Here is a 13,413-nt window from a genome sequence, read left to right as displayed (position 1 = left end):
GGGTGAGGGGGAAGGGCAGAATGGATCTGCGGACCGTTCATGATCGGTCAGCGCAGCAGAACAGGCCGTTCCTGCCAACGAAAAAGCCGCAAAACGGCCGCATGTCACTCGCTAAGTTTCCTCTGCGCCCGCGCGGCTCAACGCATATTCCACATGGCTCTCGGCTTCGTGAACGCCAATCGCCCAGCCATTGGATTGCGCCAAGGCCGGCACGTCGATTTTCGCCACCGGATCATCGGCCAGCAGCAATACGGTATCATGGTCGCGCATCGCGCGCGCCGCGCGCAGGACGGGCCACGGACATTTCAGTCCACGGGCGTCGATGCGCGCAGGTTCACTTCTTTTTGTCAAATGGGTTCCGGGCGCTGCGCAGGTTTAGCCGGATTGGCACGCCCGAAAAGTCGAGCGCCTTGCGGATACCATTGACGAGATAGCGGCTGTAGCTCTCCGGCACTTCATCAAGACGCGACCCGAACACCACGAACGTCGGCGGTCGGCTGCGCGCCTGGGTGATGTAGCGCATCTTGATCCGCTTGCCGCCCGGTGCCGGCGGCGGATTGGCTTCTAGCGCCTCATCGAACCAGCGGTTAAGCAGGCTCGTTGGCACGCGCTGCGACCAGCGGCGGCGGGTATCGAATGCCGCTTGCAGCAGATCGTCGATGCCCTTTCCGGTGGCGCCGGATACAGTGAGTAGGGGCACGCCGCGCACCTGCGCAAGCCCGTCTTCCAGCGCCTTGCGGACGCCCTGATAGAGCGACGAGCCATTCTCGGCCACGTCCCACTTGTTGAGCGCGATCACGAGCGCACGGCCCTCGCTCAGAACCTTGTCGGCAATGCGCAGATCCTGCGCCTCAAGCCCAAGCGTGGCATCGAGCATCAGCACCACGACTTCCGCGAAATCCACGGCATGAAGCGCATCGGCGACAGAGAGCTTCTCCAGCTTCTCCTGCACTTTTGCGCGCTTGCGCATGCCGGCGGTGTCGATCAGCCGCACCGCGCGCGCCACGCCGTTGGGCGCGTGCCAGGTCCAGTCGACGGCGATGCTGTCGCGCGTGATGCCGGCTTCCGGCCCGGTAATCAGCCGCTCTTCGCCCAATATGCGGTTGATGAGCGTTGACTTGCCGGCATTGGGCCGCCCCACGATGGCGAGCTTGAGTGGCGCGCTGTCGTCCAGCTCGTCCTCGTCTCCCACATCATCTTGGTCGCCCTCGATGGGTAGGTCTGGCTCGTCCGCCTCGACATGCGGGCGGATCGCCTGGAACAGGTCGGCAAGACCTTGCCCATGCTCGGCGGAAAAGGCCACCGGCTCATCAAAGCCGAGCGAAAAGGCTTCCATGATGCCGGGATCGGCAGCGCGGCCCTCGGCCTTGTTGGCGAGCAGCACCACCGGCGTATTCCCCGCGCGCAGCCAGCGGGCGATATGCTCGTCGAGCGGCGTGATGCCCGCGCGCGCGTCGATCATGAACAAGGCGACCGAGGCGCCCTGAACCGCCATTTCGGTCTGCGCACGCATCCGGCCCGGCAGGGTCTGCGCGTCGTCTTCCTCGAAACCGGCGGTATCCACGATGCGGAACTTGAGGCCGAGCAGTTCAGCATCGCCCTCGCGCCTGTCGCGGGTGACGCCGGGCTGGTCATCGACAAGCGCGAGCTTCTTGCCCACCAGCCGGTTGAACAGCGTGGACTTGCCCACATTCGGGCGGCCGACGATGGCGACGACCGGAAGGCTTCCGGGCGGTGTGTCGCGGTCTGGGCGTTGTCTTTTTGCCATCAGCGGAACGCGAGGATGCGTCCCTCGTCCGTCAGCACGTAAAGCATGTTGTCCGCGACGATGGGCGGCAGGGTGAGACCCTGCTTGAGGTCGCGCTCCTGCAGCACCTTGCCGCTCGTCGGATCGACGAACGCCATCGCGCCTTCGGTGGAGACGAGGATGAGCTTGCCGCCCGCGAGGATCGGGCCGCGCCAACGGATCGGGCCGGTCTTCTTCTTCGGCTTGCGCCAAGCCGGCAAATCGCTGATCCACCGGATCTTGCCGGTGGCGCGCGTGATGGCCAGCAGCTGGGACTTGTCGGTCACCACGAACACCCAGTCGCTCACCACCAGCGGGGTGGCGATGCCGCCGATGTTCAGCTCCCACAGGCGCTGCCCGCTCACCAGCTCATAGGCTGCCATGCGGCCGCCTTCGCCGATCGCGAACACCTGGCCCCGGTCGACCACCGGATCGGCGTCGATGTCCGTCAGCATGGCGACTGAGGTGGAGATGCTGGTGCGGCTGAGCGCATCGCCCCACAAAGCGCGGCCATTCTCGTAGCGATAGGCCGTCAGTTCGCCCGAGCTATAGCCGGCGATGACCGAACCCTGCGCCGCCGCCGGAGCGCCGACGCCGAACACGCCCGTGGCTTCCAGCGTGCCGCTGTCCGTCCACACGACCGCGCCGTCTGCCTGCGAGAGCGCGAAGAGCTGGTTGTCCTGGCTCATCACATAGGCATTGCCGTTGGAGAGCGTGGGCGCACCGCGGAGCGGGCCGCCTGGCTGCACTTTCCAGATCTCGGCGCCGTCGGCAACATTCAGCGCCGCAACGGACCCGGCGCCGGACGTGGCGAACAAACGGTCGCCCTCGACACTGACGCCGCCACCGAACTGCACCTGCGAAGGCTGGTTGGGCGAGCGAATGCTCTTCGACCAGAGCCGCGCGCCTGTCTTGGCGTCGAAGGCGGAGACGGTCGCATCGGTGTCGATCACGAACAGCTTGCCGCCTGCGACGACCGGCGCTGCGGCCAGCCGGCTGCGCGAGCCGCCACCGGTCACCGATGCCGACCAGGCCTGCTGGATATTGTCGCCGAGCGCGACATGGCCGATGGCCTTGGCGGCATTGCCACCCGATTGCGCCCAAGCGGGGTTAACGACCGGGGGCGGCAGTGTGACCGGGAGCGACGCAACGGCATCGTCCACGGCCAGCACATTGTTGCTGCCGAGGATGGAGGTGCGGTCGCCATGCACGGGGGTCTTGGGGCCGCTCTTCCCGCCGCATCCGGTCAGGAGCAGCAGGGCCGCAGGAATGCCGATCCAGGCGGCGCGATATGATGTGGGATTACGCATCCTCGTGGGTTTCTCTTTCAATGGAATCAGGAGGCAGGCGTGTCAGCGGTGGGCCCGGCTTGCCGGGGCGTCGTCGCCGATCCAAGCATGCTGGCCATCTGTCCGGCGCGCAGCTTGATGGATTCAGGCACCAGCGGATCGTTGGCCATCTCGTTGAAGATCTTGCCGGCCTGATCGCGCTGGCCGGCCTTGAGGTGGGCGATGGCGGTGAGTTCACCGGCGCTGCCGAACCAGCTATTGCCCGGCACCGCCAGCGGCTTGAGCGCGGCGATCACGTCCTGCGGCTTCATGCTGTCGAAGGCGAGGGCAGTGCGGCGCATCAGCGCGGCGTCCTTGGTCGCGGCGGGCGCCTGCGCGTCGGCCAGAACGGCATCATAGGCGGCAAGCGCGGTCTTGGCGTCATTGCGCCCGCCTGCCAGTGCGGCCCTGAGCATTTCCGCCTGCGCCCGATAGCCCGGGCCACCTTCGGCCATGATCTGCTTGTACACCCCGTCATCCAGCGTGGCCCGCTGGGCAGCACTCATCAGCCGGGCGAACTGCTCGCCATTGGCCTCGGCCTTCTGGGTCTGGTAGTGCTGCCAGTAGAGCCAGCCGCCAAAGGCGGCGAGGCCGAGCACGACGACGGCGATCACCAGACGGCCGTAATTTTTCCAGAAGGACAGCAGATCGTCCTGCCGCACGGCATCGTCGATCTCGCGGAGCAGGGCCTCGTTCTGATGTGGCGTCAGGGCCAAGTCTCTATCTCCAGTCGGCTGAAAAAGCGCAGGGGCGCATGAAGGGATTTTGTGGCCGCGGACCTTAGCGGCGGATGAACTCCGCGCAAATCACTTTTTGGCGCCATAAAGCTGGGCCTCGCCGGGGAAGCTGCGCGCGCGCACCTCCTGCGCATATTGGGCCGCCGCATCGCTGATCGTCCCGGCAAGATCGGCATAGCGCTTCACGAAGCGCGGCGTGCGCTCGAACATGCCGAGCAGATCCTCGGTCACCAGCACTTGCCCGTCGCAGGCTGCCGAGGCGCCGATGCCGATGGTGGGGCAGTGCACGTCTCCCGTGATCTCGATAGCCAGTTCCTCGATCACGCCCTCGATTACCATCGCGAAGCAGCCGGCTGCAGCAACCGCGCGAGCATCGTTGCGGATTTTGGCGGCTTCGGCAGCATCGCGGCCGCGCGGCCCATAGCCGCCGAGCGCGTTCACCGCCTGCGGCGTAAGGCCCACATGGGCGCAGACCGGGATGCCCCGCTCGCTCAGAAAGGTGATGGTCGGCGCCATGGCCTCGCCGCCTTCCAACTTTACGCCGGCAGCGCCGGTTTCCTTCATAAGGCGGGCGGCGCTTGCGAAGGCTTGCTCCGGCGAAGCCTCGTAGCTCCCGAACGGCATGTCGATGATGACGGCGCTGTGATAGCTGCCGCGCACCACTGCGGCGCCGTGGGCGGCCATCATCTCGAGCGTGACGGGCACGGAGGACGGCAGGCCGTAGATCACCTGCCCGAGCGAGTCGCCCACCAACAGCAGGTCGCAATGGGGATCGAGCAACTGCGCCTGCCGCGCGGTGTATGCGGTCAGCATCACGATCGGCGAGTCGGTCACCCCATCGACCTTGCGTGCGCGGATGGCGGGAATGGTCAGCCGACGCATCGGCGCCGGCGTGGGGTTCGCCCGGCTGGTCGCCGTATCGAGGGTGTAAGTGGCGGACATGGCCGCGCTTTAGCGCAACCGCGGCGGTTCGCCTAGGCTGCGCGGGTCAAACCCACAAATATGCTCGCCTCAGAGGAGGGCTGGGGGGTGGTGGCGATGCGCCAGCATCGCCAACTTAGAAAGTGGCGCGCGGGCGCGACACCACCCCAACCCCTCCTCTGAAGAGAAGGGGTTAAATCTGCTCGATTTTCAGCGTCGTGTGAATTGAGGCGGCTCGCTGTCCGCAAACGCTCACTTCTTATCGACAGCACCCTGGGCCGCATCGCCCACATCCTGCGCTGCATCGCCGACCTGCTGCGCCGCCGTGGACACGGCGTCGTTCTTGTTATCCTGGCTCTGCAGCAGGAAATAGCCGCCCACCGCGAGGATTAGCAATGCCACGATCGCGATGATCGCGGTTGCGCTGCCGCCGCTCGAGCGCTCGACGATTACCGTTTTGGGTTCTTCGGCCATGTCATCCTCCACCTGATTGATGGCGGAGAAACGATCATCCCGCAGCGCGGTTCCGGTCAAAGGAAGGCGCTGAGGCGTCCCCGCAGCTTGTCGAGCGCAGATTTCTTGATTTGGCACACCCGGGCCGCACCGATGTCGAGCGTCAGTCCGATTTCCTCAAGGTTCATTTCCTCGACGAAGTAGAGCTGCAGCACCATTGCCTCGCGCTCAGGCAATTCCTTGATGCAGGCGGAAACCGCGCGCTTGAGGGATTCCCGCTCCAGCACTTCCTCGGCGCCCTCGGTTGCATCGGCGAACCACATCGACTGGTCCGAATAGACCTCGTCCATGCTCTGATGCTGCGCCATGTCCGTCCCATCGGCAAGCTCGCGCCAGCCGGCAGCATCAAGACCGAGATGCGCGGCCACTTCGCTATCTGCGGGTGGACGACCGAAGCGTTGCTCCAGCGCGCGACGGGCATCCTGAATGGTCTTGCGGCGCGCCATCGCCGAGCGACATAGGGTCGCATGGCGGCGCAGATGGTCGATCATCGCGCCGCGCACGCGCATCTGCGCATAGGTCGCAAAGCCGAAGCCGCGATCCTCGAAGCTGTTGGCCGCCTCGACCAGCGCGACCATGCCGATCTGCAGCAGATCCTCGATCTCAATGGCGCTGGAGACGCGGCCATGGATATGCCAGGCGATCTTGCGCACCAGCGGCATATATTGCTGCGCCAGCTGATCCGGTGAGACACCGGGCCGGCGACCATAAGTCAGGGCTGCAACCTCAAGCTGTGCGCTGTGCATGGGTCTCATCTACGCTGAAAGGTTTAACCGGGGATTTCCGAGCCGGGCGGAGGCGTGTGCGGATTATGCTGCGCAACATCCTCATGCCGCCTGCAGCCGCTCGACCTGGTGGATGCGTGTCTCGTTGCCGACCACTGCGACGACTTCCACGGCCTTGCCATCCGGGATTTCCAGGAATGAGAGCACCGGAACGTCGGGCAGATGCGGGCGGAACAGGCGGGAGAGGGCGCGGCGCGCCACCGGCGAGGTCACGATCGCGAAGTTGCGGGCCTGCGCCACCAGCGGACGGGCCGCCTCGCTCACTTGCTCGATCAGGCGCTGGGCCAGCGCCGGCTCGATGGGGTGATGGGCATCGGCGCCGACGCGCATGGCCTGAGCGAGCAGGCCTTCCAGTTCGCCATCCAGCGTGAGCACCGGCAGCGGCGCCTTCACTGGCACGATGCTCTGGATGATCAGCGAGCCGATGCGCTGGCGCACTGCCTCGATGAGCGCGTCGGTGGACATGTCCCCGCGCGCAACGATCACCATGGCTTCGGCGATACGGCGGAAGTCCTTGAGCGGAATGCCCTCGATGAGCAGCCCGCGGCACAGCGCGGCGATCTGCGCGAGGCTCAGCGGATTGGGCGTCAGGCCATCGACAAGTTGCGGCGTGACTTCGCGCAGCGTGTCGAGCAGCTTCTTGGCCTCGTCCATGCCGAACAGCTCAGCGGCGTTCTGCAGGATGAGATGATTGATATGCGTCGCGATCACCGTCGAGGGGTCGACGACGGTATAGCCGGAGACGACCGCTTCGCTGCGCCGCTCCATCGGAATCCACACCGCGTCGAGCCCGAACGTCGGGTCCTGCGCAGCGCGACCCTCGATCCGCTGGGTGATGTCGCCGCTATCGAGCGCCAGCAGGCTGTCCGGGAAGATCTCATCCTCGCCAACCACGACGCCGGCGATGGTGATGCGATATTGGTTCGGGCCGAGCGCGAGATTGTCCTTCACCCGGATCATCGGCACCACAAAGCCCAGTTCGCGCGAGAGCTGGCGGCGAATGCCGGTGATCCGGCCGATCAGCGGCGCCTCCTTGCGCTCATCGACAAGGCTGATGAGGCCATAGCCGATCTCCAGGCCGAGCGCGGCGCCGTCGGAAACGTCGCTCCACTCGATGTGGGCAGGATTTTCGACCACCGCCGGTTCCGCCGGCGCCTCGCTGCGGGCCTTGGCGGCCTTGCGCAGCTTCCACGCGATGAACCAGGCGAGGCCGGCAGCAGGAAGGATGATGAGGTGCGGCATGCCCGGTACGATGCCGAGCACGGTGAGAATGCCGGCAACCGGAACCCAGGCGCGGCTGTGGCCGAACTGGCTGGAGATCTGGCCGGAGAGGTCATGCTCGGACGTGACACGGGTCACGATCGCGGCTGCGGCAATGGAGAGCAGCAGCGCCGGCACCTGCGCCACGAGCGCGTCGCCGATGGCCAGCAGGATGTAGGTCTGCGCGGCTTGCCCGATGGAGAGATCATGGCTGACCAGACCCAGGGTGATGCCGCCTAGGATATTGATGACGAGGATCAGCACACCGGCGACGGCGTCGCCCTTCACGAACTTGGAGGCACCGTCCATCGAGCCGTAAAAGTCAGCTTCGGTCGCGACTTCCTGCCGGCGGACCTTGGCTTGCTCGGCGGTCAGCAGGCCGGCGTTGAGATCGGCATCGATGGCCATCTGCTTGCCGGGCAAGGCGTCGAGAGTGAAGCGGGCGGAGACTTCCGACACGCGGCCCGCGCCCTTGGTGATCACCACCAGGTTGATGATCATCAAAATTGCGAACACGAAGATACCGACGACATAATCGCCGCCGATCATGAAATTGCCGAATGCCTCGATCACATGGCCGGCCGCATCCGATCCATTATGGCCGTTAACCAGCACGATGCGCGTCGAGGCGACGTTCAGCGCGAGGCGCAGCAGCGTGGCGAGCAGCAGCACGGTCGGAAAGCTCGAGAAATCGAGTGGTTTGGCAGCGTTCAGCGCGATCATCAGCACTGCAAGGCTGATCATGATGTTGCCGACGAAACCGATATCCAGCAGCAGCACCGGCACCGGCACCACCATGAACATGACGAGCAGCAGGATGGCGAAGGGCAGAGCTGCCCCGCGCGCCGAGTTCTTCCAGATGCTGCCGTTGATGTCGTTGCGCGTCATGGCTGGCGGTTACCTTCCGAGGGTGGCGAGCATGAGGTAGGCGAGCCGTGCGGTTTCGGCGCGCGGCGCGAATTCGGGATAGGGCTGCTTTTCGCTGAGCGTCTGATTCATGGTCAGCCGCTCCTGCGCGATGCGGACATAGTCGGCGGGCATCACGGTCGGCGCGCCGTCCATCGCCATATCGCTCGCCACACTGCCGGCGGCCTGACCGCCCGCCGCCAGCTTCTGCGCGAAGCTCGCGCGGATGTCCGTCAGGCTGCGGGCATTGCCCTGCCGGTCGAAGAACACCGAGGCATTGGCCCGCGCGGCGGCGGGAAACAGAGCGGCCCCGGAAGCATCGGGCGCCTGCGCCATGGTCGTAAGGAATTTCGCGGCGCCGCCTGCACCCAGGAAATGGGCGAGGTAGAGATCGACCGCCTCGGCCGGTCGGCCGATCCGCTCTTCAAGATAGGCGCGATTGTCGGTGGCCAGCTCGGCCGCCATGATCGAGGCCGTCTCGGGATGATTGCGCAGGTCGAGGATTTGCTGTCGCAGGGCCGGGTCCGAAACCACGTACCGCCCGTTCGCCGTGCGCTCAATGGCGTTGGACGCCCAGTCCATGCCATATTTCGCGCCATGGTCGTTGACGATGGAAAGCCAGCTCTGGTCGATAAACTGGTAGAGGCCTGTCGCACTGGAGGTGCGCGCGCGCGCCGTCGGGTTCAGCGCGCTTTCCACATGCGCCTGGCTCATCAGATAATTGAAATCCACACCGGTGCGACTGCTGGCCTTGGCAATGGCCTGCGTCACCCTGGCGGCATTGCTGCCCTGGGCCGAGTTGGTGGTCAGTCCATTCACGGACATGGCGACTAATGATCTCCCGTTGGTACCGAGGATCAAAAAGCAAGATGCGTGCCAGAATTGGTTAACGGCGGATCGGGACTTTTGGGACGATAAGACGCGCGGCGACACGCCCACAGGGCGCAGCGGGCTTAACGTGAAAGTCGGGATATCCGGGTCGAGCCGAAGCTCAGCCGGCGCGCTGGTACAGCGGCTGGGGCACGTCCAGATCGCGATCGGCGATCGCGCCGTGCATCTGCGTAGTCATATCGCCGAGCAGGCAGGCGAGCATCCGCGAGGAATCCAGCTCCTCGATCAGGTCGCTAAACCGCGCCTTGATCGCAGGATCACGCTCCCAGGTCTCGATGGATTTGATCGCATCGAGCGAGATGCGGAACAGGTCCATTGCCGTTTCGATGGCCTGCGGGTCGGCGCTTTGCATGGCGACCCGGAGCGACCCGGTCGCGGCCGCGAAATTCTCGATGATGGACAGGTTCATTTGGGGCACGTTCAGGCGCGCAGATGAGGAAGATCGAGGTCGATCATGCGATCGGCGATCTTGTCGGCATCGACGGGATATTGGCCCGAAGCAATGGCCTGCTTGACGCGGTTGATCCGGTCCATGTCCACCGGGGCGCCCTGCGCGGCCATGCGCGCGGCGGGGGTGACTGCCGTTTCCGCCGCCTTCGCAGGCGCAGGCCCGGCGCTGACTGGCGCAGCTGAGCGGGCTTGCGCAGCGTCGCGCAGCTTGGCTGCCTCTACTGCGGCGCTCGTCGCCTGGCCAACAGACTTGATCATTCCAACGTCCTTTCTGTCCAATCCGTACTATAAACGGATCAGTTCAGGAAAGTTTAAATGCCGGGAATACGAACAACGCCCGTCCGCTCGACACGGGCCATGACAGGCGTAGCGCGCGGTTCCTCCCGCACGCGGATCAGCGCACCGGGCGCGCCGTCCTCATCTGCGATCATCATGCGGGAAATGCTGAAGCTCTCATTGCCCGCGACCAGCTGAACCGGGTCGCCCTTCTTGACGACCGGCGCGCTGCTTGTGGCTTCTGAAAAGCGGCCGTTTTGCTGAGGATTGCCGACCTGCCGGTTGACCAGCAGCGGCACGCGGATGCGCCAGCCCAGACTGGGGCAGGCGACCGTGGCGGCATTCATCTGCGGGGTTTCGACCGTCGGCGTTTGCGGACAGGGGGCCAGTTTCAGGCGGCGATCGATGGGCGCCAGTGGGCCGCCCGGCTGGCCAAGATTGGCGCCGAGGCTGGCCGCAACCAGGCTGTCCAGCCGGTCCAGATTCTCGAAAATCTGCGCCTTTGCCGGCGCGTGGATGCTGGCAAGCGCCATCGCGCCGAGCAGCAGGGCTGCGATGAGGGCAGCGCGCTTGGGGAAGGTCAGGCGTTCAATCGTCACGTCACTTGCTCCGATGCATGGTCGGAACAAACACAGCAAGGTCCGTGCCAGACGCATGTTACCGGTCGGTTTCGGCCAGTTCGGTGATCCTGATAGTCTGCTTGCCGGGTGCGCTGTAATCAGCGCGTTCGGCGAGGCCTGCGATCCGCAGGCGCTTTTCCGGCACTCCGGCGGCGACCAGGGTTCGGGCGACGGCGCCGAGGCGCGCTGCCGCCAGATCCCAGGCGTCGAAGCGATGATCGCCGGAGTCGAGGCCAATGGACTGAATTCGCACGATCTTGTTCTCGTGCATGATGGGTTCTGCGGCTTTCAGCAAGGCGGCGCGACCGGCGGGGTTGAGCAGGGCCTCGCCCGGCTGGAACAGCTCTTGCGCGACGAGATCGGCCTGGCGCGGCGCCTCGAACGCGCCGAAATAGCTGCCAATCCCGGCCAGGGCCGTTTCGCGCGTGGTCTGGTTGGATTGCAGCAGGGCGAAGAAGGCGAGCAGCAGCAGGCACAGGTCCGCGAAGCTCAGCGCCCAGCGCGCGCGGCTCTGGCGCGGCTGCGCCGACATCAGGCGACCTCGCGAATGCTGGCACGCTGGAACGGATTGGCTTCCCGGCGGGCGATGGCGATCATCCGGTCCGCCATGGCCTGCTGCCAGCCAATCTCCCGCTCGGAGAGTGCGGACAAGCGGTTGGCGATGGGCCCGGCGATGGCGTTGGCGAGGATCAGGCCGTGCAGCGTTGTCATCAGCGCCAGCGCCATGAACGGGCCGATAGCTGCGGGGTCGCTCATCTGCGCAAACATGCCGATCAGGCCGACGATCGTGCCCGCCATGCCGACGGCCGGCGCGGCATCGGCCAGCGCATTCCAGAAGGCGATGACCCGCCCGTGACGGGCACGGCGATCATGGATCGCCTGATGGACCCAGAGCGCGAAATGCTCGGCATCTGCGGCATTGGCGAGGGTGGTGAGGGTCTGGTTGACGAAGGGGTGGGTGCTTTCCAGCCGGTCGGCGCGGGCTAGGCCCTTGAGCTGCGCGACAGCCTCGACTTTGAACAGCAGAGCGCGGGCATTGTCGCGTTCATCATCCGGGCGCGCGGTCAGCAGCGGGCGCAGAGAGGAGAGCGCGCGAAAACCCGTGCCGAAGCCGACCTGGGCCAGTGCGATCATGATCGCGCCGCCCAGCACCATCAGCAGGGGCAGCGGCGCGAAGACGTGGCCGAGAATATCCAACCCCAGAACATCCGACATGGTCCCGCTCATCCCCCGATGCTGCCGGGCGCACGTGCGCACCGGCAAAACTCTGCCGCCAACCGGCAAAACATTGCCACCCTTGCCGCCCGCCTGCGCAAAAGGCGCGGAAATCCTCATGTCCGCGCGGCCTCAGCCGGCGGCAATTTGGTTTGGCACGGCATTTGCTATCCATACCCGTGGGCATGGGTCGTGCCGGAACCGGACCAGTTTCAACCGGTCAGAACGGATGCGGCCCACGGACTTTTAGGGAAGGCACGAAAAAATGTCGTTCGACGACGCATTGTTCGGCATCCATGGCAAGGCACTGGCGCTGCGCTCGCAGCGGCTGGAGCTGCTTGCCTCCAATATCGCGAACGCCTCGACCCCCGGGTACAAGGCGCGCGACATCGATTTCGAGAAGGCGCTCGCCAGCGCCACCAGCCAGCAGGGCTCGGTGACCGGCGCGCTGGAAACGGCGATGGGCTATCGCGTGCCGCTGCAGGCGAGCAGCGATGGCAACACCGTCGAGATGTCGACGGAGCAGACGCTCTTCGCGGAGAATGCGGTGAAGTACCGCACCACGCTCTCCTTCCTCGAGGGCCGGCTCAACACCATCACGCGCGCGCTGCGGGGAGAATGAGCATGGACAAGCCCATGAACGTTTTCGACATCGCCGGGCGCGCCATGTCCGCCCAGCTCGTGCGCCTCAACGCCACCGCCTCCAACCTCGCCAATGCCGGGTCGGTCACGGGCAGCGAGGACAAGGCCTATCGCGCGATCCGCCCGGTCTTCTCCACCGTGGTCGAGAAGCCCGGCGTCGCCACGGTCAAGGTCGATAACGTCGTGACCTCCGACACGCCCGCCACCAAGCGGCACGAGCCCGGCCATCCGCTGGCCGATGCCAATGGCGATGTGTGGGAAGCCGGCGTCGATACCAGCGCCGAGCTCGTCGAAATGGTCGAGAGCGCGCGCATGTACCAGAACAATGTGCAGGTCCTCCAGACCGCCAAATCCCTCATCCTCGAAACAATCAGGCTCGGCAAATGACAGCAGTGACGACCAACACCAGCCCCTGGGCGGTGGATAGCAATACGGCGTTCACCAACCGGAACCTTGCCGAGACGAGCGCGAAGTCAAACGCCTCCATCGACATGAACGGCTTCCTGCGTCTGCTCACCACGCAGATGCAGCATCAGGACCCGTTCCAGCCGATGGACAACAATCAGATGGTCACGCAGATGGCGCAGATGTCATCGCTGGCCTCGCAGTCGCAATCGACATCCCTGCTCAGCCAGATCGCGGACTCCGTGTCCGGCGCGCGCCTCTCCGATGCCGCTGGCTGGATCGGCAAGTCGATGCTGGTCGAGAGCAACATCGCCACGCCCGACCGCACCGGCGCCTATGCCGGCGAAATCGCGCTGGGCGCCGACGCCTCGAGCGTTTCGATCGATCTGGTCGATGCCAGCGGCAAGGTCGTCCAGAGCTTCGATCTTGGCGCACAATCCAAGGGTAGTGTGCCCTTCTTCTGGGACGGCCGGGATGACGCCGGCAACATGATTGGCGGGCAGGCTCTGCAGGTCAAGGTGCGCGGCGCGACGCCGGCCGGCATCGCGACCTGGGCCAGCATCGCCGCCGTCCAGTCCCCCGCGAGTGGCGGAAACGCCCAGCTCATGACCGCCCTCGGCAATTTCTCGCCCGAAGACGCGCTGCGTCTCGGCTGATCCCTGAACTTCACAAGGAGCA

Annotated in this window: 17 protein-coding genes; 3 read left to right on the top strand and 14 right to left on the bottom strand. The window is 65.5% G+C overall.

The features are described 5' to 3' along the window. Positions 1-111: 111 nt before the first annotated feature. The 14 genes from M2333_RS06735 to M2333_RS06670 form a co-directional block, all read right to left on the bottom strand. Positions 112-351: a sulfurtransferase TusA family protein gene (locus M2333_RS06735; protein WP_264611242.1), complete on the bottom strand. Its 240-nt coding sequence runs from the start codon at positions 349-351 to the stop codon at positions 112-114. Then, the gene (gene der, locus M2333_RS06730) at positions 335-1,768 is read right to left on the bottom strand and encodes a ribosome biogenesis GTPase Der (protein ID WP_264611241.1); all 1,434 of its coding nucleotides are present in this window, start codon (positions 1,766-1,768) and stop codon (positions 335-337) included. The genes M2333_RS06735 and der overlap by 17 nt, the downstream gene beginning before the upstream one ends. Then, on the bottom strand, positions 1,768-3,096 hold the full coding sequence (locus M2333_RS06725; protein WP_264572602.1) for a PQQ-binding-like beta-propeller repeat protein: 1,329 nt from the start codon (positions 3,094-3,096) through the stop codon (positions 1,768-1,770). Before M2333_RS06725 ends, der begins: the two co-directional genes overlap by 1 nt. A gap of 26 nt (positions 3,097-3,122) precedes the next feature. Then, a complete protein-coding gene (locus M2333_RS06720; protein WP_264611240.1) occupies positions 3,123-3,830 on the bottom strand; it encodes a tetratricopeptide repeat protein in 708 nt (235 codons plus the stop codon). Between the two features lie 90 nt (positions 3,831-3,920). Then, on the bottom strand, positions 3,921-4,793 hold the full coding sequence (gene panB / locus M2333_RS06715) for a 3-methyl-2-oxobutanoate hydroxymethyltransferase (RefSeq protein ID WP_264611239.1): 873 nt from the start codon (positions 4,791-4,793) through the stop codon (positions 3,921-3,923). Between the two features lie 231 nt (positions 4,794-5,024). Beyond that, positions 5,025-5,246, bottom strand: a complete 222-nt coding sequence (locus M2333_RS06710; RefSeq protein ID WP_264572605.1) for a hypothetical protein — start codon at positions 5,244-5,246, stop codon at positions 5,025-5,027. A gap of 56 nt (positions 5,247-5,302) precedes the next feature. Next, positions 5,303-6,031 carry a FliA/WhiG family RNA polymerase sigma factor gene (locus M2333_RS06705; RefSeq protein ID WP_264611238.1) on the bottom strand — a complete coding sequence of 243 codons (729 nt, stop codon included), beginning with the start codon at positions 6,029-6,031 and terminating at the stop codon, positions 5,303-5,305. Positions 6,032-6,112: 81 nt separating this feature from the next. Beyond that, entirely contained in the window at positions 6,113-8,218 is a 2,106-nt protein-coding gene (gene flhA / locus M2333_RS06700) for a flagellar biosynthesis protein FlhA (protein WP_264611237.1), read from the bottom strand. A gap of 9 nt (positions 8,219-8,227) precedes the next feature. Further along, positions 8,228-9,061 carry a transglycosylase SLT domain-containing protein gene (locus M2333_RS06695; protein ID WP_264611236.1) on the bottom strand — a complete coding sequence of 278 codons (834 nt, stop codon included), beginning with the start codon at positions 9,059-9,061 and terminating at the stop codon, positions 8,228-8,230. 166 nt (positions 9,062-9,227) lie between these two features. Then, a complete protein-coding gene (locus M2333_RS06690; protein ID WP_181559394.1) occupies positions 9,228-9,536 on the bottom strand; it encodes a hypothetical protein in 309 nt (102 codons plus the stop codon). 11 nt (positions 9,537-9,547) lie between these two features. Next, on the bottom strand, positions 9,548-9,835 hold the full coding sequence (gene flgM, locus M2333_RS06685) for a flagellar biosynthesis anti-sigma factor FlgM (RefSeq protein WP_264611235.1): 288 nt from the start codon (positions 9,833-9,835) through the stop codon (positions 9,548-9,550). Between the two features lie 53 nt (positions 9,836-9,888). Then, complete coding sequence (locus tag M2333_RS06680; RefSeq protein WP_264612581.1) at positions 9,889-10,386, bottom strand: flagella basal body P-ring formation protein FlgA; 498 nt, start codon at positions 10,384-10,386, stop codon at positions 9,889-9,891. A gap of 124 nt (positions 10,387-10,510) precedes the next feature. Continuing rightward, entirely contained in the window at positions 10,511-11,005 is a 495-nt protein-coding gene (locus tag M2333_RS06675) for an OmpA family protein (protein ID WP_264611234.1), read from the bottom strand. Beyond that, positions 11,005-11,688: a motility protein A gene (locus tag M2333_RS06670; protein ID WP_264611233.1), complete on the bottom strand. Its 684-nt coding sequence runs from the start codon at positions 11,686-11,688 to the stop codon at positions 11,005-11,007. The genes M2333_RS06675 and M2333_RS06670 overlap by 1 nt, the downstream gene beginning before the upstream one ends. A gap of 265 nt (positions 11,689-11,953) precedes the next feature. On the opposite strand from M2333_RS06670, the gene flgB reads away from it, so the two are divergent. From flgB to M2333_RS06655, 3 genes are read left to right on the top strand one after another with little or no spacing between them, the layout of a single operon-like run. Further along, entirely contained in the window at positions 11,954-12,310 is a 357-nt protein-coding gene (gene flgB / locus M2333_RS06665) for a flagellar basal body rod protein FlgB (protein WP_264572610.1), read from the top strand. A gap of 14 nt (positions 12,311-12,324) precedes the next feature. Continuing rightward, entirely contained in the window at positions 12,325-12,717 is a 393-nt protein-coding gene (gene flgC / locus M2333_RS06660) for a flagellar basal body rod protein FlgC (protein ID WP_264570078.1), read from the top strand. Next, on the top strand, positions 12,714-13,391 hold the full coding sequence (locus tag M2333_RS06655) for a flagellar hook assembly protein FlgD (RefSeq protein ID WP_264611232.1): 678 nt from the start codon (positions 12,714-12,716) through the stop codon (positions 13,389-13,391). The genes flgC and M2333_RS06655 overlap by 4 nt, the downstream gene beginning before the upstream one ends. Positions 13,392-13,413: the final 22 nt, after the last annotated feature.

The sequence above is a fragment of the Sphingobium sp. B11D3B genome, from assembly GCF_025961735.1.
In the GTDB taxonomy this organism is placed as follows: domain Bacteria; phylum Pseudomonadota; class Alphaproteobacteria; order Sphingomonadales; family Sphingomonadaceae; genus Sphingobium.
The sequence above is the reverse complement of the archived record's forward strand: the minus strand, read 5'-3'. Positions and strand labels throughout refer to the sequence as shown.

Excerpts from the sequence above, each read along its gene's own strand:
- der (WP_264611241.1), bottom strand. The coding sequence starts at position 1,768 with ATGGCAAAAAGACAACGCCCAGACCGCGACACACCGCCCGGAAGCCTT.
- M2333_RS06725 (WP_264572602.1), bottom strand. The coding sequence starts at position 3,096 with ATGCGTAATCCCACATCATATCGCGCCGCCTGGATCGGCATTCCTGCG.
- panB (WP_264611239.1), bottom strand. The coding sequence starts at position 4,793 with ATGTCCGCCACTTACACCCTCGATACGGCGACCAGCCGGGCGAACCCC.
- M2333_RS06710 (WP_264572605.1), bottom strand. The coding sequence starts at position 5,246 with ATGGCCGAAGAACCCAAAACGGTAATCGTCGAGCGCTCGAGCGGCGGC.
- M2333_RS06705 (WP_264611238.1), bottom strand. The coding sequence starts at position 6,031 with ATGCACAGCGCACAGCTTGAGGTTGCAGCCCTGACTTATGGTCGCCGG.
- flhA (WP_264611237.1), bottom strand. The coding sequence starts at position 8,218 with ATGACGCGCAACGACATCAACGGCAGCATCTGGAAGAACTCGGCGCGC.
- M2333_RS06695 (WP_264611236.1), bottom strand. The coding sequence starts at position 9,061 with ATGTCCGTGAATGGACTGACCACCAACTCGGCCCAGGGCAGCAATGCC.
- M2333_RS06690 (WP_181559394.1), bottom strand. The coding sequence starts at position 9,536 with ATGAACCTGTCCATCATCGAGAATTTCGCGGCCGCGACCGGGTCGCTC.
- flgM (WP_264611235.1), bottom strand. The coding sequence starts at position 9,835 with ATGATCAAGTCTGTTGGCCAGGCGACGAGCGCCGCAGTAGAGGCAGCC.
- M2333_RS06680 (WP_264612581.1), bottom strand. The coding sequence starts at position 10,386 with ATGGCGCTTGCCAGCATCCACGCGCCGGCAAAGGCGCAGATTTTCGAG.
- M2333_RS06675 (WP_264611234.1), bottom strand. The coding sequence starts at position 11,005 with ATGTCGGCGCAGCCGCGCCAGAGCCGCGCGCGCTGGGCGCTGAGCTTC.
- M2333_RS06670 (WP_264611233.1), bottom strand. The coding sequence starts at position 11,688 with ATGTCGGATGTTCTGGGGTTGGATATTCTCGGCCACGTCTTCGCGCCG.
- flgB (WP_264572610.1), top strand. The coding sequence starts at position 11,954 with ATGTCGTTCGACGACGCATTGTTCGGCATCCATGGCAAGGCACTGGCG.
- flgC (WP_264570078.1), top strand. The coding sequence starts at position 12,325 with ATGAACGTTTTCGACATCGCCGGGCGCGCCATGTCCGCCCAGCTCGTG.
- M2333_RS06655 (WP_264611232.1), top strand. The coding sequence starts at position 12,714 with ATGACAGCAGTGACGACCAACACCAGCCCCTGGGCGGTGGATAGCAAT.